This window comes from Micromonospora sp. KC721, assembly GCF_004348355.1.
Lineage (GTDB): Bacteria > Actinomycetota > Actinomycetes > Mycobacteriales > Micromonosporaceae > Micromonospora.
Genome location: NZ_SMJY01000037.1, coordinates 18396 through 38109 on the forward strand (window position 1 = coordinate 18396; position 19714 = coordinate 38109).

At 69.4% G+C, this 19714-nt stretch carries 14 protein-coding genes; 2 read left to right on the forward strand and 12 right to left on the reverse strand.

The features are described 5' to 3' along the window. Nucleotides 1-34: 34 nt before the first annotated feature. The 9 genes from E1182_RS09645 to E1182_RS09685 form a co-directional block, all read right to left on the reverse strand. Complete coding sequence (locus E1182_RS09645) at nucleotides 35-4081, reverse strand: Eco57I restriction-modification methylase domain-containing protein (protein ID WP_132263133.1); 4047 nt, start codon at nucleotides 4079-4081, stop codon at nucleotides 35-37. A 156-nt stretch (nucleotides 4082-4237) separates the two neighbouring features. Beyond that, on the reverse strand, nucleotides 4238-4366 hold the full coding sequence (locus E1182_RS09650) for a PIN domain-containing protein (protein WP_243706122.1): 129 nt from the start codon (nucleotides 4364-4366) through the stop codon (nucleotides 4238-4240). A gap of 21 nt (nucleotides 4367-4387) precedes the next feature. After that, nucleotides 4388-4768, reverse strand: coding sequence for a helix-turn-helix domain-containing protein (locus tag E1182_RS09655; RefSeq protein ID WP_132263137.1), 381 nt, complete (start codon nucleotides 4766-4768; stop codon nucleotides 4388-4390). A gap of 191 nt (nucleotides 4769-4959) precedes the next feature. Further along, complete coding sequence (locus E1182_RS09660) at nucleotides 4960-5757, reverse strand: DUF6082 family protein (RefSeq protein ID WP_132263140.1); 798 nt, start codon at nucleotides 5755-5757, stop codon at nucleotides 4960-4962. Between the two features lie 33 nt (nucleotides 5758-5790). Further along, the gene (locus E1182_RS09665) at nucleotides 5791-6405 is read right to left on the reverse strand and encodes a DUF6879 family protein (protein ID WP_132263142.1); all 615 of its coding nucleotides are present in this window, start codon (nucleotides 6403-6405) and stop codon (nucleotides 5791-5793) included. Beyond that, complete coding sequence (locus E1182_RS09670) at nucleotides 6398-6667, reverse strand: hypothetical protein (protein WP_132263145.1); 270 nt, start codon at nucleotides 6665-6667, stop codon at nucleotides 6398-6400. The genes E1182_RS09665 and E1182_RS09670 overlap by 8 nt, the downstream gene beginning before the upstream one ends. A gap of 53 nt (nucleotides 6668-6720) precedes the next feature. Continuing rightward, entirely contained in the window at nucleotides 6721-7851 is a 1131-nt protein-coding gene (locus E1182_RS09675; protein WP_243706123.1) for an oxidoreductase, read from the reverse strand. Next, entirely contained in the window at nucleotides 7848-8207 is a 360-nt protein-coding gene (locus E1182_RS09680) for a hypothetical protein (RefSeq protein WP_243706124.1), read from the reverse strand. Before E1182_RS09680 ends, E1182_RS09675 begins: the two co-directional genes overlap by 4 nt. Next, nucleotides 8198-8452, reverse strand: coding sequence for a hypothetical protein (locus E1182_RS09685; RefSeq protein ID WP_132263149.1), 255 nt, complete (start codon nucleotides 8450-8452; stop codon nucleotides 8198-8200). Before E1182_RS09685 ends, E1182_RS09680 begins: the two co-directional genes overlap by 10 nt. Before the next feature lie 281 nt (nucleotides 8453-8733). On the opposite strand from E1182_RS09685, the gene E1182_RS09690 reads away from it, so the two are divergent. Further along, nucleotides 8734-10209: a helix-turn-helix domain-containing protein gene (locus E1182_RS09690; protein WP_132263152.1), complete on the forward strand. Its 1476-nt coding sequence runs from the start codon at nucleotides 8734-8736 to the stop codon at nucleotides 10207-10209. Beyond that, a complete protein-coding gene (locus tag E1182_RS09695) occupies nucleotides 10184-10714 on the forward strand; it encodes an NUDIX hydrolase (protein ID WP_243706125.1) in 531 nt (176 codons plus the stop codon). The genes E1182_RS09690 and E1182_RS09695 overlap by 26 nt, the downstream gene beginning before the upstream one ends. A gap of 74 nt (nucleotides 10715-10788) precedes the next feature. On the opposite strand, the gene E1182_RS09700 is transcribed toward E1182_RS09695, so the two are convergent. The 3 genes from E1182_RS09700 to E1182_RS09710 all read right to left on the reverse strand — a co-directional run. Beyond that, nucleotides 10789-14742 carry an Eco57I restriction-modification methylase domain-containing protein gene (locus E1182_RS09700; RefSeq protein WP_132263154.1) on the reverse strand — a complete coding sequence of 1318 codons (3954 nt, stop codon included), beginning with the start codon at nucleotides 14740-14742 and terminating at the stop codon, nucleotides 10789-10791. Next, nucleotides 14739-17585, reverse strand: coding sequence for a helicase-related protein (locus tag E1182_RS09705; protein ID WP_132263157.1), 2847 nt, complete (start codon nucleotides 17583-17585; stop codon nucleotides 14739-14741). The genes E1182_RS09700 and E1182_RS09705 overlap by 4 nt, the downstream gene beginning before the upstream one ends. Next, nucleotides 17585-19714, reverse strand: a 2130-nt coding sequence (locus E1182_RS09710; RefSeq protein WP_132263160.1) for a DUF1998 domain-containing protein, incomplete at its 5' end; no start/stop codon positions are given. The genes E1182_RS09705 and E1182_RS09710, both read right to left, overlap by 1 nt.

The following is a 19714-nucleotide window of genomic DNA, read 5'->3' on the forward strand; positions in this document are numbered from 1 at the left end:
CGTCGCGGTATCCGCCGGCCTGCTCCGTCGCCTGTCACCGTAATTCGTCCGATCGCGCCCCGTGACGTGGCCCGTCGCCGGGTGGCGGGTCGAGCACCGGAAGACATGATCGCCCCATGAGCACAGCCTCGGTCATGGCGTCGTAGCGTTCAAGGATCAGGCGCTTCATCCGGTACTCGCCGTACGCGCGTTCCTCGCGCTGCCGGAAGACGGTGAAGGTGTCGAGGACGTGGTCGGCCTCGTCGCGGGTGAGACCGTAGAGCTGGAAGTAGGCGGCGTCCAGCTCCGCGCGGATCAGCTCGCGCCGCCGCGGATCCCAGACGAACGGTGGCCCGTCGTCGCCCAGGTCGCGGGCGTACGGCGTGAGGTCTTCGGCGGTGTAGGTCAGCTCCAGCACCCGGGCGGTGATCCAGGCGGCCAGGTCCGGCGCGTCCCGGTCCCACGGCACCGGCCGCCGGTAACTCTCCGGCGGCAACACCGGCAACTGCTTGAGTACGTGGTACTTCAGGTGCGTGCCCGACACCTTCTGCCGGACAACGAAATCGAGGACGAAGGAACTCAGATTCGCATGAAGTTCGGGTGACTTCGTGCCGGGCAAGGCCAGCAGCAGAGTATCGCCTGCCGCCGTTCGAGCGAACACGGTGGAGATCAGCGTCCGCTCGTCGGTGCTGCGGGAGATGTCGCGCCAGCCGAGCAGCCAGCCCCGTGACCAGCGCTGTCCCAACCGCGCCCGCACCTCCTGCTCGGCCACCCAGTAGCGCGGCATGACCAGTCGACCGGGATGCCCGTGGGCGTCCTCGTCGAATCTCGGCAGAGTGCCCACGTTGAGCTGCGCCTGGGTCGCGCCCTCGTACGTGCCGAGCCGGTGGTCGAAGTGGTGGACCATTTTCGCCTCGTAGAGCGGCAGCATCCGCTCCTCGCCCCGCACGAACACGTTGCCATCGAGGGTCCAGCCAGCCTGGACCAGCTCATCGCGTGTTCGAAACAGGGCCGAGTCGTTGGCCATGTGCAGCATCGCCATGAACGACAGGCCCCACGGGTTCCCGTGGTCCGCCTCTTCGTGCCACAGCACCGAGACGCGCCGGTAGATGCCGAGGGTGATCTCGGCATCTCGACGGGACAGGAACACCGGGCAGGTTCCGGTGTTCGGATTGAGCCGGGTGATCTCCTCGGGCGTGAGCTGGTACGAACGAGCAACGATGTCGGAGACGTCGCGGGCCCGAAAGACGAGCGAGGCGTTCTGCGACGACCGCGATCGTCCGGACATGCTGAGCAACGCGAAGCGGACCCGGTGGTCCACGCTCGCGAAGATCTTTTTCTCGTTCTCGAAGTCGTAGAGGGAGCGAAGGCTCCTGCTGGTCACCAGGTCCTTGAAGAACGCCTGCGTGGTGGCGTCGGTGGCGATTCCGGTGGGCAGGATCGCGCCGACCAGGCCGTCCGGCGCGATCAGCAGCCGGCTGGTTTCGGCGAACACCGCGTACGTGTTGATGTCTCCCCGGCCGGTCAGCGGGTATCTGCCGCCGGCTCGCAGCAGGTGGCTGACGCCGCCGACCTCACGTTGGGCCAGTTGCCACTGCTGGAACAGCTCGCGCTCCGCCGCGTAATCACTGGTTTTGAGCGCGGCGATCGCCTGTTTGCGGGCGGCGGCGTTGGGGGCCGTCGCGATGTCGGGGTGTCGGGCGGCGAAGAACTCCTGTTCCTGGAGCTTGACCCGCTCCCAGGGTGGGTTGGTCAGGACGCAGGAGAAGCCGCCGGTCCAGCCGGTCGCCGGGTCGACGCCCACCCCGTCGCCCGGGACGCGGAAGATGTGCGGAAACTCGATGTGCCAGTGGAAGAAGCGGTATTGCCGGACCATGGTCCGGACGATTTCGCGGGCCGCCTTGACCGGGTCGCCCTGCTCGCCGTCGGCCAGCCGTTCTAGCATTCCCTGGGTGAGTGCGTACGCACGGGTCTGCTCGGTTTTGGGGCCGACAAAGGCCGCGCACCAGGCGTCGGCGAGCAGCCGCTTGTGCCTGCGCTCCTCGTCCAACGACTCGGCCCGTTTGGCTTGGACGTGTACGTCAGCGAGGGATTCGCAGGGCGCCAGGTGGGCGATGGCCCGTGCCGCCTCGGCGAGGTCAAGGTTGACGCTGGTCGCATCACCGAGCGGTCGCTGGCCGCGTCGCTCGGCGGTGTTCTGTTTGCGCAGCGCGTTGACGACCCGCCGGTCGTCGCCGTCGAGGGCGGTGAAGGCGGTGTCGGGGAGCCCACCGGCCAGCATCGCAGGAGTGGCGCCGAGCAGCGAGTTGCCGACCCGGATGTTGGCGTCGAGGTAGCCGAGGGGTTTGCCCGGCTCGTACGCCTCCAACCAGAGCGACAGTTTGGCCAGCTCGGCGGCCATCTCGTTGACGTCAGTTCCGTAGCAACACCGGCTGACCACCGCTCGGAGCGCCGTGCGGACCTCCTCGGCGCGCGGCTCCAACTCGTCGGTGCGTTCCGCGGCCAGCCGTTTGGCGATGCGGCGGGCCGCCGCGACGAGGAAGTGCCCGGAGCCGACCGCCGGGTCGCAGACGGTGATGGCGAGCAGGGCGGCTTCCCGCTCGGCCGGGGTCGGCTTGGCGCACGCCTCGTCGAGCAGTGGCTCCAGGACCGAGTCGAGGAGACTGTCGATGAGCGAGGCGGGTGTGTAGTAGCTGCCGCTCTTCTTGCGGTCGTTGCCGCCCAGCCGTTGGAAGTGGAAGCGTCGCCGGGTCTCGTCCCAGAAGGGGTGCAGTTCGAGGAGGGCCTCGTAGACGCTACCCAGCTCCTCCGCGCCGAGATGCCGGAAATCCACCATCTGTCGCCCGCCGTGACGCTTGGCGAGGACGCTCAACGCCTCGACCGCCTGGAGCAGCGCGGCGTTGGTCAGCTCCGCGCCACCGATCGGCTCGCCGGGCGCACTGTGCTCGAAGCTCCCGCAGAGCGGCTCGTCGAGGACGGTGTGCTCGAAGATGCCGCCGATGCCGGGCAGGCCGACGGTCGGGGAGCCGGTCTCCGAGCCGAGGATGCGGAAGACCAGTTTGACGCTCTGCCACAGGTCGCCGTGGCGGGAGTGGCGGCGGACGACGGCGAGCTTGCGCAGCCGCCGCGACGACAGGTACTCGTGGTAGCGGCGGTGTGCGGTCTTGTCGGCGGCCGGGTCGAGCAGCAGGTCTCGATCCTCGACGACCAGCCAAAACAGAAGTCGATAGATAAGCCGCAGCAGGGAGCGCTTGAAGTCGGCCAACGACAGCTCCGTGCCGATCCGGTCGCGGAGAGCCCGGTTGGCCGGGTGGTCGAGGAAGCCCGTACCGAGGATCTCCAGCGCGGCCTCGACGCCGCCGCGCAGCCGGGTGAGTGCCCGCTCCCCCTGCTTGGCCCCGTACGCCCGCCACTGTTCGAGCAGGCAGGACGGCGGACCGACCGCCTCGTCCTGGGCCTTGAGCCGGGTGGAGTGGGCCATCCGAAAGAGCAGGACGAAGTCCGCGAACAGCTCGCCCTCGAAGATCGACTGAAGGTCGAACTCGACGTACGACGAGCCGACCAGACTGGTCGAGTCACGCAGCAGCCGCAGCCGCTGGCCGTTGGAGAGCACCGCCCAGAGGTGCCGGTCGCTCTGATTGAGTAGTTGCTGGACCATGGCGTGCGGCGCGGCACCCGCCGGCCCGGCGGCACGACCCATTCGCTTGTCGAGTTCGGCGTGCCAGGGCAACAGGTGCAGCGGCACCGCCCGCTGCCAGCGGTGGCTGACCGGAAACGACCGGTCGTCGACGGGAATGCCGCCGGGCACGGGCTCGTAGTCGCGGTAGTGCAGCTCACGCAGCAGCGGGCCGAGCCATTCGTCGCGGGTCAGCCGCGCGATGGAGCCGGCGCCCCGCGCCCGCCGCCTGGTGAAATCCGCGTAGGCCTCGCGCAGGTACAGATATTTGGCGTTGGCCAGGCGACGCACCGACTCACTGGCGGCCAGGTCATAGGAGACCGGGTCGATGCCGGGGATATCCGGGTCACCCTCGCCGATGCGCTGGAGCACGCCGCCGGGCAGCAGCCCGCCGGAAACCTGCACCGCTGGGTACAGCACCGCCATGTCCGGCCTCCCCAGGTCGACAGAACCCAGAGCTGGCACCGAGTGACGCGAAGATCACTCATAGTGTTGCTGGAAGCCTATAGATGGTGATCGAGGCAAGACAACCCCACCCGATCCGAGAAAGCTGCCGGATCGACCGATGGCGAAGAGGTGGCCTTACCGCCCGTTCCGCCGCACCTCGTCGAGGATGGCGCGCGACCAGACAGGGCGATACAAATCCTGCTCGGCGCAGCGCAGCAGGGTGTCGGCGAGCACACTGGGCACGAGAACGCAGGCGTCAAGCACCGCTACGATCATCAGAGTCCGTCACGCGCCGAGCTGGTCGTCTGACGGCTGCCGGCCACGCCGGATCGCTTCGTCATAGACGCCCATGTCGATCGCGTCTGCGGTCAACTCGTCCAGCGCCTCGCGCCGCGCCCGCGATCGCTGCTCCTTGTACACGAGCACGTCATGCAGCGCGACCCGGCGGCTGGAGTTTGGACGGGTGTAGGGCAACACCCCGTCGTTCATCAGCTTGACCACGGTCGGCCTGGTCACGCCGAGAATCGCGGCAGCCTCTCCGGTTGACAGTTCGACGTTCTCCGCCATGACCCGGACCGGCCGTCCCCGGCCGAGGATCGACACGACTTCGGCGAGAGCCTCGCCCACCACCGGCGGCACATCGACCGGCTCCGCCCCATCGACCATGAGTTGCAGTCGCCGCCCCCGGAGGGGTCGCCGAGCGAACCGCCTCAGCTCCTCACCGTCGGGCTCCAACCCACCCGCAGGCACCACCGTCACAGATCCTCCATCCAGGTTTTCCACTGCTCAGGTCCGCCCGGGATCCCGGGTCGAGGGCCAGGCCCGGTGTCAGATCGGGTCCGCCGTCCGGGCGGCGATCACGGGCGATGTCCACGGCCGCGCTGCGCCAGGTAACGGCCAGCGAGGGCCCCGCAAGCACCGAGGACAACGCCTATCGCGAGGCACGCAGCGCCACTTCCAGCGCCTCCACGCTGGACGCGCTGGACATCGGCACCGACCTCGGGGAGGTGCGGCGGTGGGCTGCTCGTCTCGTCGGTTGCTGGGCCTGCATCGATCGCCGCCTGGTAGCTCCGGTCCACAACGATGGTGAAACGACGGGCCCGCCGAGACGTCTCGGCCTTCATCCGTGGGCCTCTCGCTTCCGTCCAGAAGCGCCGCCCGATGGCGCCCTTGAAGAACTGATCGGCGAGTACTTCCAGGTGCGGTTCGCTGAGGACGTCCACCTCCCACATGAGCTGCCAGTGGGACACGATCAGGTTGGCGTAGACGTGCTTGCGGAACCAGTCCAGATCCGTCGACTGCTCGATCGGGCCCCAGCACTCCAGTAGCCCAGGGTCGTCGATGGCCATCTTCAGCAGATCGGTGTGCAGGCCCCGTAGTGCCTGCTCGCGGGCGGCCTTGGCTTCCCTGGCCTGAATGACCAGGGAGGCGGCCACCCCGATGAGCGCGAGCCCGGCGAGGATGGCGGAGGCGGCTCCGTACGCCTCGCCGACGTTGCCGAGCAGCGGCCAGTCGTAGCCGGGTCGCTCACCGATCCAGAGCAGGCCGATGGGCGAGAAGAGGACGGCAGCGAGCATGGTCAGCACAGCGAGCAGCAGTGCGGTCGGCATCGCCGACCGGCGGGCACGGCTGGTGACCATACGCAGTCGGGGCACGCCGCCTCCACGCTCGCAGGTGGAGGCAGGCTACTACAGGTGGGCGGCGGGCGGTTTCAGCCCGTCGACCTCCCGATTGAAGAACGACTCGAACGGCTCAGCCTTGGCGAGCAGCGCCTGGACCTGCGACCGGCAGCCCTCGATCACCCGGGGTTCGACGAATTTCTCCGCGCCGATCGGAGTGCCAGCCTCGTCGTAGTGGACGTCGTAGACGGCTTGGCTACCGGCCACCATCAGCTCCGGAACCAGGCCGTGCTCCTGTTCCAGCTCCGACACCGCATCGGCGGTGAGCACGCGGATGCGCTCACCCGCCTCGGCCCGGAAGGAAAGGAAGTTCAGCTCCCAGATCAGGTACGGCGTCAGCGGCAACTCGACGATCCGCAAGCGGTGCAGCCCGGAGCCCATCTCATGGAGGCGGGCGAAGAACTGCGCCAGCTCGGGGTTGGGTTGGGCGGCGATCCGGAGCGCCTCGTCCCACCTTCCAGCAGCGAACGCCTCCCAGCTCGGGCTACCCGGCTCCCGGAAGGTCTGGATGCGCTCGGTCTTGAGGATCGGCCCATCGACCGACTCCACCGTGGCATAGAAGTCCGCTTCGTACGCGGGCAGGCTCAGCTGCTGGGCGGAGGCTCCTCGAAGCAGGTCACGCATCCGGGATGTCCGGCTTCGCTGCGAGGATCATGCTGCGCGGGATGACGACCAACCGCTCGCCCGTGCCGACACTGACGCCATCCGGTAGCTGGTTGGCGTACACGTTCGTCAGGTCTCGGCCGATGACCGCGACATCGCCGTTTGAGAGTTCCCAGATATCAGGGCAGGTGGTGGTGCCGCCGCTCTCTCCCAACTCCGCAGCCGAGCGGCCGAGTCGCCGTGTGAAGGTCGCAGTCGGGTCCGCTTCCCATCGAGTCGCCATGGCCATCTCCCACAGTCATGGATCGAACACTCAGAATAAGCCAAGGATGCGCCTCAATCGCGCCGGTTGGTTGGTTGCTGAATTTCGCCAGCTGTAGTCAAGCTCCGATCAGCGGCGTGCCCGTCCGGCAGGTGGATTCGTTCGGCTGGGACGCCAGCGGCGAGCAGCCGCAGCCGGGATCCGGCGACCATCAGCGGCGGCCCGCACAGGTGAACCTCCTGGCCGGGCCGGTAGTGGTCCAGCGCCACGGTCAGCGCGTCACCCCGCTCCCCCGGTTCCGCCGAGTCGTCGTGGGAGAACGCGGGCACGACGGTCAGCCAGTCGTCGTGGGCGCACTGGAGCTGGTCCAGGCTGATCGCGTCGTAGAGGTCGGTGAATGTCCGCGAGCCGACGACCAGGGTCACCCGCCGCCCGGCCGGCCCCGCGGCCACCTGTTCGACCAGGGCGCGCAGCGGCGCGAGCCCGGTGCCACCGGCGACCAGCAGCAGGTCCGCCCGGGATTCCGGGTCGAGGCTCAGCCCGGTGTCGGTGGGCGGGCCGAGCCAGAGCGGGTCGCCGGGGCGTACCTTCTCGACCAGAGCGCGGGAGACGGCGGCGACGGCGCGGACGTGGAACTCCAGGGTGCAGTCGGGGCGGGGGGCGTTGGCCGGCGAGTACCAGCGCCACCGGCCGGGCCAGCGTTCGGTGCAGACCGGCACCGCCTGGCCGGGCTGGAACGGCAGGCGTCGCCAGGGGCGTACGGTCAGGATGGCGATGCTCGCGCCCGCCCGGTCGTGGCCGATCACCTCGGCCGGCCACCAGGCCGGGCCGTCGCCGGCCCGCTCGGCCGCGCCGGCCACCGCCGCTGACGCCTGCCGCGCGGCCCGCGCCCACGCCGCCGCCAGCTCCGGCGTCCAGTCCACGTGGTGGGCCACGGTCGCGGTCAGCGCGGCCTCGATGGTGCCCTGGTGCGGCAGCAGCCGGTGACGGCGGTACGCCCGGCCGAGCACCGCCAACGCCGCCGCCCGCCCCGCCGGGTCGTCGCCGCCGCTGGCCAGCCGCCCCAGCGCGGCGAGGAACACGTCGGCCGTCCGCTCCGGCAGCAGCCCTCGGTGGTGGTCCTCGACGGTGCACCAGAAGTGGTCGGCGGCCTGGCGGGCGTACCGCATGGTGAGCGTCCACGACGCGGCCAGCGCGGCGGTCACGAGCCGGCCTCGTCGGCGAAGGCCCGCCGGGCCGCCGCCACCGCGCCGGCCGGCACGCCCAGCGCCGCGAGCACCCCGGCCAGGTAGTCGACCACCCGGCGGTGCTGCGCCTCGGTCAGGCCCAGGCCGCGCCACGCCCCGGCCGCCGGCCGGGCGATGTCGCCGGCCGGCCCGCCGAGCGCCACGGTGAGGGTCAGCGCCAGGTGCCCGGCGAGCCGGGCCCGGTCAACCCCGACCAGGTACGGCGCCAGCTCGGCGTCCGCCGCCACCAGCCGCAACCACCGGGCCACCGCGTCCCGCACCCCCGCCGGCCCGAGCGCCCCGACCGGGTACGCCCCGAGCCCGGTCACGCCCACCGCCAGGCGTCCGGGTCACCGGCGGCGACCAGCTCGTCCACGCGCGCCTCGGTGAGTCCGGCCGAGCGCAGCGTGCCCCGGCCCCAGCGGGCCAGCCGGCACGGATGCGGCACCCGCTCGCTACGGCACAGTGGACCCGCCGGCCACTGCTCGGGCGCATGCGCCAGCACCGCGCGTACGGCCAACGCCACATCCTCGTCGCTGACCGGGGTGAGCACCGGGAAGTCGTCCCGCACCGCCGCCATGGAAAGCCCTTCCGTCGAGATCGAGAGGTGGACCGGCACCGGGGCGGGCGGGGACGGCGGACACGCTCGGGCAACGCCCCACCGGAGCCCAGCACCCGCCCCGGGCCATGCCGACAGGTTCGCGGTTCGCCACAGTCAGCGGCATGACCGCCAACAAATGACCGACATGCACTTCAAGCAAGCAAAGTTGTTCGATATGCACGGGGCGTATGCCGGGCACTCACGCAGCGAGTTGAATGGATAGGCTCAGCACAGGCCACGACGGACGGAGACGCCCGACCATGGCGAAGACGCCGGGAAGTGACGCAAGCTGCCCCCGCTGCGGCGGAAGGCTCGCCCGCGACAACACCAGCGGGCGCTGCGGGCCCTGCCAGGCCGCCGAACGGGACCGAGTCACCGCACCGCCTGCCCTGGCGGCTTCCTTCTGGGACCACGGGCCAATTCGGCAAGCGCTGGCCGAACGCCACCTGGGGCTGGTCATCCGGGCCTACCGATGCCACCCGTACCACGGTCGTTACCCGCTGCCGCAGGAGATCGTGGCCCGCTGGCTCGGCATCTCGCAGGCTCAGCTCAGCCGAATCGAGAACGGCCCCGCGATCGTCCACCTCGACCGTCTCAGCCACTGGGCCCAGCTCCTACAGATCCCCGCTCACCTGCTGTGGTTCACGTTGCCCCCCGGTTCTGCGGATGGAAGGGCCATCGGCTTCGCCGAGGCGGGCAAGCCGAGCCTCAGGTCAGCCAGAAACGCATACGGGAGCAACATCAACGAGGCTTCGGCCAGAGCCCGCCAACGGCAGGCAACGAGAAACGAGCACCTGCACTTCGTACAGTCACTACGACCGGCCGACCGTCGAGTCGGCGGTGGCCACCTGTATGCAACTGTCGCGGCCTACCTTGCCGGCCAGGCCGACGGACCAGTAGGTGGTGGGGCCGGGCCGCAACAAGGACCAGCATTGGCTGCTGCCGCCTCGCTCAACGAAATGGCCGGATGGATGGCACACGACTCCGGTGCGGCAGGGCCGGCTCGCCAACACCTCGGCAAGGCCCTCACCCTGGCCCAAAGGGGCAACGATCAGCAGCTCGTAGCGCAGGTGCACGCCGGCCTGAGTCATCTCGCCAATCATTGCGGCAATGCAAGTGCGGCGCTGTCCCACGCCCGAGACGGTCTGAAACGTCTACGGCAGGCTCCATCGCACGGTGGGCTCCAGGCCCGACTCCTGGCAATGCAGGCACGCGGTTTCGCCATCGCTGGCCAGCCGGTCGAAGCCACCCGGACGCTCGCTGATGCGGAGGCGTCATTGCACAGGCCGATCACGGCAGCATCGGAGTGGTTGAGCCCCTTCGATGGAACTTCGTTCGCCATCGAGGCCGCGCGCTGCCTCATTCGCGTCGGTGACCTGTCCGAGTCCCAGCGCCGACTCCGAACCGTGCTGGCTGCCAGCCCCTGCGACCGGGTCAGAAGTCGAGCGCTGGCCCAGCTCATGCTGGTCACGGTGCTGCTCGGAAGAGGGCAGACCGACGAGGCGTGCGCCGCAACCCACCTCGTCCTGGACGAGACCGCGAGTCTCGGATCGGGCGTCATTGTCGAGCACCTGCAACACGCTTCGGTACTCTTCACGCCTCACGCAAAGGCATGCACCGAGGTTCCGCCGCTCCTCGACCGTCTCCACGGCACGATCCGCGAGCGATCATGGATCGGAACAGTGGGTGCGCTACGGGTAGGAGTAGTCAGTGCCGGAGAACTCGATGACGGATGACCGCCCACTCTACGGGCGGGATCCCGATGCGTGGCAGGCGTACCTGGCGGAGGGCAACGCGAAGCAGGCCCGCAAACGGGTCGGCGCCGACGTCCTGATCAGGAACGAGCAAGGCCACGTGCTGCTCGTCAACCCCCGGTACAAGCCGGATTGGGACCTACCCGGGGGCATGGCAGAGGCGAACGAACCGCCGCATCTCGCCGCCGAACGGGAGGTCCGCGAGGAACTGGGCATCGGATTGACGGTCGGACGACTGCTGGTCGTGGACTGGGTAGCTCCGCACGGCCCGTGGGACGACAGCCTGATGTTCATTTTCGACGGAGGCACGATCACCGATGCGCAGGCAAGTGCGCTGCGGTTGGCGGACGGCGAACTGCTGGGGTACCAGTTCCTTTCGCTAGAAGACTCCAGGGCGGTCCTTCGTCCCTACGTTTGGCAGCGCCTCCGCAATGCTGTAGCGAACACCGATAGCGACAGTTGCCGATACATCGTCAACGGCAGATAGAATCCAAATAATCTCTCCGTCCCGCCATCCCTTGGGCATTCGGATATTGCCCGGACGGCAGCTCAATCTGAATCTCACGGCCGACCCGCCCGGATGGCAGTTGCCATGGCGTCGTAGCGGTCGAGGATAAGGCGCTTGGTGCGATATTCACCGTGGGCAGCCTCGTCCTTCTGTCGGACGACCTTGAAGGTGTCCATGATGTAGTCGACGTCGTCGCGGTCGATGCCGTAGAGGTGGAAGTAGGCGGCGTCCAGTTCGGCGCGGAGCAGCTCACGGCGGGCTGGATCCCAGCGGAACGGCGGACCGTCGTAGCCAAGATCGCGCGCAAAGGGCGCTAGATCAAACGTCGTGTAGGTCAGCTCCAAGACTCGCTCACCCACCCACCTGTTTAGCGTTCCCCTGTTCTGATCCCACGGCACGGCACTGTCGTAGAGTTCAGGCGACAGCACTGGAAACTGCTTAAGGTAGTTATACGTTAAATGCGTCCCAGATACTTTCTGCCGAGCAATAAAGTCCAAGCAAAACGAGGAGAGATTTGCAATCAAGCCGGCGACCCGCCGAATCTCCTTGGAGAGAATTATCGGGCCGGTATGGCCAACTGCCGATTCCGGAAGCACCGACGCGACAACTGTCCGCTCATCCGTGTTACGTGCAATGTCTCGCCAACAGAGCAGCCACTTACGCTGCCACTTTGCGCCAAACCGCTCATCCACGAGCTTTTCATCAACCCAATAGCGGGGCAAGACAGAAAATTCCATACGCCCACGCTGCTCGTCTGTGGTCCTCGGGAGAACGTAGTCAACGCGGGCGGAATCCCTGTCCCGATAATCGCCGTAGCGGTGATCGAACTGGTAGAACATCTTCCCTTCATAAAGGGGAAGCATCCGGTCCTCGCCGCGCTTGAAAACGTTGCCGTCGAGCACCCATCCGTCGCCGGACAATCTCTCCGATTCGTAAAACATTCCAGAGTCGCTCGACATGTGGAACATCGTCGTTAACGATAAAGACCAGGGGTTACTGGCAGCGCCTACTTCCCGCCAGAGCACCGGAATAGCTCGATGAACTTGGGCGACAATTTCAGCCGCACGAGGCATTGTGAAGGATGGACAAGTCTGGGTGTTCGGATTAACGAGAAGGATGTCAGACTGGCGGAGCTGGTACACTATCCCCGGCTTCGAAAGGTCCTTCGGCACCCCGAGACCGAACGCGAATTTCGCCGACTGGGCGGTAACCGCACCCCCCGTGAACGCCAGCAGGCAAAAATGCACATCTCCATGCCCGACGCCACGGAAAACTCCTTGGTTGTTGCGAAAGTCATATACGTGTATCAGCCGAGATTGCGTCACCAGTTCAGCGAAGAAGTGGCGGTTGCCGTAATCAGTGGCAATGCCGGTGGGGAGGACGAGTCCAGTCGCCCCCTTGGGTGACAGGCATTTCATTGCTGTTTCGGCAAAAACAGCATAAGTGTTTACGTCACCACGTCCAGTAAGGGGGTAACGCCCAGACGAGCGTAACAGCAAGCCCTCAGCGTCCGCCTCATGTAGGGCGGTGGTCCACTTGGCGTATAGCATCTGTTTGGCTGGCTCCTCGCTTTCGGCGAGGGTGGCGATGGCCTTCTTGCGGGCGGCGGCGTTTTTGGCGTTGGCGATCTCCGGGTCGCGGGCGGCGAAGAACTCCTGTTCCTGTAGCTTGACCCGCTCCCAAGGCGGGTTGCCGAGGACGCAGGAGAAGCCGCCCTGCCAGCCGGTCGCCTCGTCCACGGGGCCGTAGTCGGGCACGCGGAAGATGTGCGGGAACTCGATGTGCCAGTGGAAGAAGCGGTACTGCCGGGTCAGCTCCTCCACCAGAGTTTCGACCCGGTGCATCTTCAGCGAGTGTTCGCCCTTGTCGAGGCGTTCGAGCATGCCCTGGGTGATCGCGGTGTCCCGGGTCGCCTCGGTCTTCGGCTGGACGAAGGCGGCGCACCAGGCGTCGGCGACCAGTTTGGCGTGCCGGCGGTCCTGCTCGACCGCACGTGCCCGCTTGGCCTGCACGTGCACGTCGGCCAGCGAGCGTGGTTCCGCGTACACGATCTGGCGGACCTCGGCGGCGAGCGAGGCGTTGCCGACCTGGATGCCGGCCGCACCGAACAGGTCGCCCTGCCCGGCGGATTCCTTCCCGTTCTGCTTCTTGAGGGCGTTGGCGACCTTCTTGTCGTCGCCGGTGAGGGCGGTGAAGGCGGCATCGGGGATGCCGTCCTTGAGCAATTTGGGGGTGACGCCGAGCAGGGAGTTGCCGACCCGGATGTTGGCGTCGAGGTAGCCGAGCGGGCGGCCCGGCTCCATGGCCTCCAGCCACAGGGACACCTTGGCCAGCTCGGCGGCCATCTCGTTCTTGTCCACGCCGTAGATGCAGCGCGCCACCACCCGGCGCATCGCCGAGCGGACCGCGCCCGGGGCCGGCTCCAGGTCGTCGGTCTCCTCGGCGGCCACCCGCTTGGCGATTCGGCGGGCCGCCGCGATCAGGAAGTGCCCCGACCCACAGGCCGGGTCGCAGACGGTCAGGTCGAGCAGCGCCTTGACCCGCTCCTCGGGGGTGGGCAGCGCGGTGGCCTCGTCCAGCAGCGGGTCCAGTGCCGAGTCGAGCAGGCGCTCCACCAGGGAGGATGGGGTGTAGTACGAGCCGGTGGTCTTGCGTTCGTTGCCGGCGAGCCGTTCGGCGTGGAAGCGGCGGGCCGCCGCGTCCCAGCGGGGGCGCAGCTCCAGCAGCGACTCGTAGACGCTGCCCAGCTCCTCCGCGCCCAGGTGCTGGAAGTCGACCCGCTGCCGGCCGGCGCCCTTACGCGCCGGCAGCACGGCCAGAGCCTCGACGGCGCGCAGCAGGGCGGTGTTGCTCAGGCTGGCCTCGGCGACCGGCTCGTCCAGCGGGCCGGGCTCGTAGAGGCCGCCGATGCCGGGCAGCCCCACGCCCGGATGCCCCGACTCCTTGCCGAGGATGTCGAAGACCAGCCGCACCGACTCCCACAGGTCGCCGTGGCCGGAGTGCCGGCGGCGCAGCGCCAGCTCCCGCAGCCGGCGCGCCGAGAAGTAGGTGTCGTAGCGTCGCCGCGACTCGGGAGCCGCCGCCGGGTCGAGCAGGGCGTCCCGGTCCTCGGCGACGAACCAGAACAGCAGCCGGTAGACCAGGCGCAGCAGCGAACGCTTGTAGTCCTCCAGCGACAGGGTGGCGTCGATCCGCTCCCGCAGCCCGGCGTTGTCCGGGTGGTCGAGGAAGCCGGTGCCGAGGATCTCCAGCGCCGCCTCCACCCCGTCCCGCAGCTGCGCCAGGGCCCGTTCGCCCTGCTTGGCTCCCTCCGTACGCCAGGCTTCCAGCAGGCAGGACGACGGGCCGGCCGCCGCGTCGCGGGCGGTGAGCCGGGAGGCGTGCGCCACCCGGTAGAGCAGCACGAAGTCGGGGAAAAGGTCACCCTCGAAGATCGCCTCCAGGTCGAATTCGAGGTACGCGGTGCCGACCAGGCTGGTCAAGTCGCGCAGCAGCCGCAGCCGCTGCCCGTTGGCGACGATCCCCCACAGGTGCTGGTCGGCGCGGTTGAGTAGCTGCTGCATCAGCGAGTGCGGGGCGGCGGCCGCCGCGCCGCGCATCCCCGCCGTCCGCCGGTCCAGGTCCGTGCCCCAGCCGAGCAGGTGCACCGGTACGGCATCCCAGCGGTGACTGACCGGGAAAGCCTTCTCGTCCACGGTGATGCCGCCGGGCAGCGCCTCGACGCCGTCGTAGCCCAGCTCGCGGAGCAGGATCAGTAGCCAGCGTTCCCGGGTCAGCCGGGCGCTGTCGCCGGAGCGGGCGCGGTGCCGGGCGAAGTCGCGCCACACGTCCTGGAGGTAGGCGTAGGAGCGGTTGGCGTAGCGGCGGACCGACTCGCCGGACTGGAGGCCGTAGCTGGCGGCGTCGGAACCGGGCAGTTCGGCGGCGCCGTCGCCGATCCGCTGCACCAGGCCGGCGGGGAGCAGCCCGCCCTCGACCCGGACGGCGGGATAGGTCACGGCGGTCATGCGGTGGCCTCCGGGAGGTAGACGTAGACGCCGAGCACGTCGGCGGGTTTCTGGGCGGTGACGGTGATCTGGCGGCGGACCCGCTGCCCGGCCGCCTCCCGCACCCGGATGTGCGAGGTACGCAGCGCCTCCGCCAGCCGGTCGGCGGTGCCGTCCAGGTGCGGTACGACCTCGTCCAGCCTGCCGATCACCCGCTCCAGCAGCGGGGTGGCCGCCTCGGGCAGCACGTTGCCGGTCGGTGTGGCCTCCAGCAGTGTCGCCACCTCCTCGTCGGGCAGCCACTCGGCGGCGGCCGGGGCACCCCGGAAGGCCAGCAACCGGGCCTCCTCGGCGACCAGCCGGCGCGGCTCGGCGTCCGCCGCCCGGGTCGGCAGGGTCAGGTGCAGCCGGAACCGCACCAGCAGCAGGGTTGTCCGCTTGGTCACCGCCGAGGTGCGCATCACCCCGGCCCGGCGGGCGGGCCGATGGTCGGCGGGAACCGTCGGGTCCAGCGCGCTCTCCAGCAGGTAGCGGGCCAGCGCGGCGACGTACGGGTTGGTGCGGTCCAGGTGGGCGGCGCGGGCCGGGGTCGGCAGCTCCCGGCGGAACGCGACGGTGGCGGGGAACCCGGCCGGGAAGGCGTCGCGCAGCGGCAGTGGCAGCCCGCCGGTGCTGGCGTCGAAGCCGTGAGGTTTGCCGACCACGTCCGCGCCGAGCGCGGCGAACCCGTCCCGAGCGAAGCCGGCGACCTCGTCCGGCGAGCCGAGGCTGGCCCGGATTTCGGCCAGCTCGGCGGCCACCTCGGCGGGCTGGATGCCCCGCTGGGCGTACTTGGTGCGGGACTCCTTCTCCTTCTCCGCCGCGCTGTCCCACTCCCGGTGCAGGTCCTCGCGGGACTCGGTGCCCAGCCCCTCGATGGTGAGCTGTTCCGGGGCGTCCGGGGCGATCAGCAGCTCCTGCGCGATGGCCTGGAGCACGTCGTCGCTGCGGTCCGGCACCGGCACCGAGACGCCGAGCGCCTTGCGGATCTGCTCGTGCTTGCGCAGCAGCACCTTGAGCACGATCTCGTCGATCCGGTTGTCCGTGCCGTAGATCATCACGGCGCGGACCTTCGGGGCCCGCTGACCAAACCGGTCGACCCGGCCCTCCCGCTGCTCGTGCCGGGTCGGGTTCCAGGCCAGGTCGTAGTGCACCACCGCCTGGAAGGCGTCCTGGAGGTTGACGCCCTCGGACAGGCAGTCGGTGGCCACCAGCACCGGGCGGCGCTTCGGGTCGGCGGTCAGCTCCCTGATCCGGTCGGTGCGCTCCTCCGGTGGCAGCGCGCCGGTCACGCAGCCGACCGCGAAGTTCCTGCCCAGCGCAGCGGTCAACCGCTCCGCGACGTACTCAGCGGTGTCGATGTAGCGGCAGAACACCACCGGGTTGAACCCGTCACCGAGCAGCGCCTTGACCTCCTTGACCAGCAGGTCGAGCTTGGCGTCCCCCTTGGCGGCCAACGCCTCGGCGCGGCGGGCGAAGGCGAGCAGCTTGCGGCGTTCCGGGCTGCCCGAGTCGGCGTCGGTCTCCGCGCCGGGCACCAGGTCGACCGACTCCTGGGTCTCGTCGTCCGGCAGGTCCAGCACCGCGGCCCGGCCCAGCGCGTCGGCCTCGTCGGCGTCGGTCGCGTCGGCGTTCGCCGCCCGGGTACGCAGCGTCGCGGCGGCGGCCTGCGGCGAGGAGGCCATCGCCCGCAGCAACGCCAACGCCGACCAGTAGCGCACCCGCTGGCGCACCTGCCCGCCGATCGGGTCGCGGACGGTCTGCCGGGCGTAGGCGACCACGTCGTCGAAGAGGCTCTTGTAGTCGCCGGTCAGCCGGTAGGGGCGCTCGGTCGACTCGCGGTCCTCCGGGAACGGGGTGTCCTCCAGGAACCGGCGGATGTCGACCCGCCGGCGCTGCACGAAATGCCGGGCCAGCAGCTCCCGGCCCTCGACCCGGTCCAGGTCGATGGTCTCCAACTTCGGATCGAGCAGGCCGACCAGGTTGCGGAAGCCGGCGTCCTTGCCGCTGTGCGGGGTGGCGGTCACCAGGATCAGGTGCCGGTCGGCGCGGGCGGCGAGCCGGCGGACCAGCTCGTGCCGCAGCATCCGCGACCGGCCACCGGAGTTGCTGTCGTCCAACACGCAGGAGTGCGCCTCGTCGACGATCACCAGGTCGGGGGCGCCGCGCAGGAACTGGTCGCGCAACTCGGGCCGCTTGATGTAGTCGGTGGAGACCACCACGTGCCGGTACCGGTCGAAGATCGACTGCGCGCCGACCAGGTCCCGCTCCAGCCTGCGTACGGTGCCGGGCAGCACCAACTCGGCGGCGATGCCGAACTTCTCGGCCAGCTCCCGCTGCCACTGCTCGGCCAGCGCCGGGCTGCACAGCACCGCCAGCCCGTCCGCGTCGCCCTGGGCCAGCAGCTCGGCGGCGATCAGGCCGGACTCGACGGTCTTGCCGATCCCCACATCGTCGGCGATCAGCAGCCGCACGGTGTCCTGCCGCAACGCCATCAGCAGCGGCACCAACTGGTAGGGGCGGGGCTCGACGGCCAGCCCGCCGAGCGACCGGAACGGGCCTCCAGTGGACCGGAAACCGATCCGCAGCGCCGTGCGCAGCAGGGCCGCCCGGCTGGCGTTGCCGGCATCGGTCGGGTCAGGGTAGGCGAAGGTCGCTTCGCTGACCGTTTCGTGATCGGTGAGGACGGCGGCCCGTTCGTCGTCGGAGCCGCCGAGCGGGCGCAACACCAGCAGGCCCGGCTCCGACTCGGGCAGCACCACCCACTCCCGGCCGCGCGCCCTCACCAGCGTGCCGGGCTCGAAGCGTTCCACCGTCACCGTCATCAGTCGCTCCCTGTCGTGTGCTGCCCGAACACGCTCGGATACCGGGCCACGAGCGTCATCCAGTCGCCGGCCGTCACTCGTACCGGGCTCCAACCGGCATCCAGCAGACTCTCCTCGGCATCCGCGTCGCGTCCCTCGCCGTACGGCTCCCCAGGCGTGTCGACGAAGACCGCCACCCGCGCCTCCTCGTAGACCAGGTCGGCGACCGCGCCGGCAACCCGCTGGCCTGTCGCGTCGGGCGTGCGGTAGCCGGCCCGCTCCAGCCAGGCCACGAACTCCGCCGCCGGCCCGGTGGCGGCCAGGGTCGTCGTGGCCGGCCCGGCACCGCCGGTCTTGGTGGTTGCCGCCTGCCCCAGATCGAGCAGCAGATCGACGATGAGATGCCGGTCGATCAGCTTGTGGTAGGGCTGATTCGAGTACGACAGCAGGCAGTCGTAGCAGCCCTGCACGCAGCGGTCCTCGTCCTCGGCGACCGGCTGGTCGGCCTCCTCGCCGGTTTCCGGATCGAAGTGCGCGATGTCCAGGGCCTTCGCGGCCACCCGGCTGAGAGCATCCGGCTCCTCGATGAGCCGGCGCAGCACCCCGGCACCGCCCTCGGCGCTCTCGATGAACAACATCCGGCCCTGCTCGTCGGCGTCCGGCAGCAGTTCCCCGGTCAGCTCCGAGTCCTCCAACTGGAACGTCGCCTCGATGCCGCGTTCCAGCGCATATAGCAGGGACATGGCCTCCTCGCGCCTGGTCTTGCGGGTCAGTCGCAGCACCAGGATGTTGCGCCGGTCCTCGACGTACGGGATCACCCGCTGCTTGCGCTTGGTCTCCTCGGCGCTGCCGAGATCCTCCTCGTCCGAGGTCTTCTCGGCGGCCTTCGACTCCGACAGCCACTCCCCGCTGGTGGTGTCCAGCCAGAAGCCGCGGATGCTCTCGTCCTTGCGGCGGCTCAGGCCCAGATTCGCCCGGCGGACCGTGGCCGCGTCCCCGTAGACGAGGGTGGCGACGGCCGGTGCGTCCGCAGGTGCCACCGTCGCGGTGAGTTTGCCGGGCCGCCCGCCGTGGTGGTGGAAGCGGTACGACGTTTCGATCTGGAAGCCCGACCGGCGCCGCTCCTCCTCGTCTGAGGAGATCCGCTCCCGGCGCTGCGTACGGACCGTGTAGAGGCGCAGCAGGTTGTTGTCGGCCGTGCCGAGTTCCTGGCCGCAGCTCTCGCAGAGGTCGACTCCCACGGTGTCGTCGTGCAGATGCCCGCAGGCGCGGCAGCGCCGCGCCGACGTTGTCAGCACGCCCTCCTGCCCGGGCGTCGCCGCCTGCTGCAACTGGACGCTGCGCACCATGTAGCGGGCACCCTCGTGGTAGATCAACGCCCCGGGGCCGAACTCACTGATGCCGATGAACCGCGGCCGGTGGATGTAGTCGCCCTGCCGCTGCCCGTTCAGCCCTGGAATGTAGGCGGCCAGCGGCAGCCGAGGAAACGAGTAGCCGGGCAGGAAACCCTCCGACGCGAGGTAGCGGTAGGTATAGAAGTCAGTCTGCGGTTCGTCCGAGTCCTCGTTGCGCAGCAGGTTGAGCTGCACCCGAGCGTCGTCCGCGCGACGGCGCGCCTCCTCCCGGGCCTTGTGCGAGACGTTCGTGTCGACCGCCCGGCGGCCCTGCACCTCGTACTCGTTCAGCGCCGCCCGGTAGAGCTTGCGCCAGCGCTCGAGGGCGTCCTCGAAGCTGCGCGGTGCCCGCTCAATCACCTCGTTCACCCACCGGTCCCGCCACCAGGGCGCGTCCCGCAACTCGCCGGCCACGTCGCCGGCGAGCGTTGACTCCGCCCGCACCAGCGCCCGGTGACGGGCCTCCGGGTCGTCGATAGACCTCTTCAACTTCGGCAACATCTCCAGCGACGGGCGTTCCCCACCGGTCTCCATCACCGCCGCCAGCGAACTGGGCAGTTCCTCCCCCGTCTCGGCCAACCAGATCGCCTGCAGATGGGAGCGGACCAGGTCTTCGTTGGCGAGGTCGAGGCGAGGTGGCTGCACGGATCCGCCGACCATCAGGGTCGGCCGCTTGAAGTAGTACTGGTCGTGTGCGCTACCGGTCGAGCAGTAGGTGACCACCAGGGCCGGCTGGCCGGACCGGCCCGCCCGACC

Excerpts from the sequence above, each read along its gene's own strand:
- E1182_RS09645 (WP_132263133.1), bottom strand. The coding sequence starts at position 4,081 with ATGGCGGTGCTGTACCCAGCGGTGCAGGTTTCCGGCGGGCTGCTGCCC.
- E1182_RS09690 (WP_132263152.1), top strand. The coding sequence starts at position 8,734 with ATGGCGAAGACGCCGGGAAGTGACGCAAGCTGCCCCCGCTGCGGCGGA.
- E1182_RS09705 (WP_132263157.1), bottom strand. The coding sequence starts at position 17,585 with ATGACGGTGACGGTGGAACGCTTCGAGCCCGGCACGCTGGTGAGGGCG.
- E1182_RS09655 (WP_132263137.1), bottom strand. The coding sequence starts at position 4,768 with ATGGTCGATGGGGCGGAGCCGGTCGATGTGCCGCCGGTGGTGGGCGAG.
- E1182_RS09700 (WP_132263154.1), bottom strand. The coding sequence starts at position 14,742 with ATGACCGCCGTGACCTATCCCGCCGTCCGGGTCGAGGGCGGGCTGCTC.
- E1182_RS09665 (WP_132263142.1), bottom strand. The coding sequence starts at position 6,405 with ATGCGTGACCTGCTTCGAGGAGCCTCCGCCCAGCAGCTGAGCCTGCCC.
- E1182_RS09670 (WP_132263145.1), bottom strand. The coding sequence starts at position 6,667 with ATGGCGACTCGATGGGAAGCGGACCCGACTGCGACCTTCACACGGCGA.
- E1182_RS09685 (WP_132263149.1), bottom strand. The coding sequence starts at position 8,452 with ATGGCGGCGGTGCGGGACGACTTCCCGGTGCTCACCCCGGTCAGCGAC.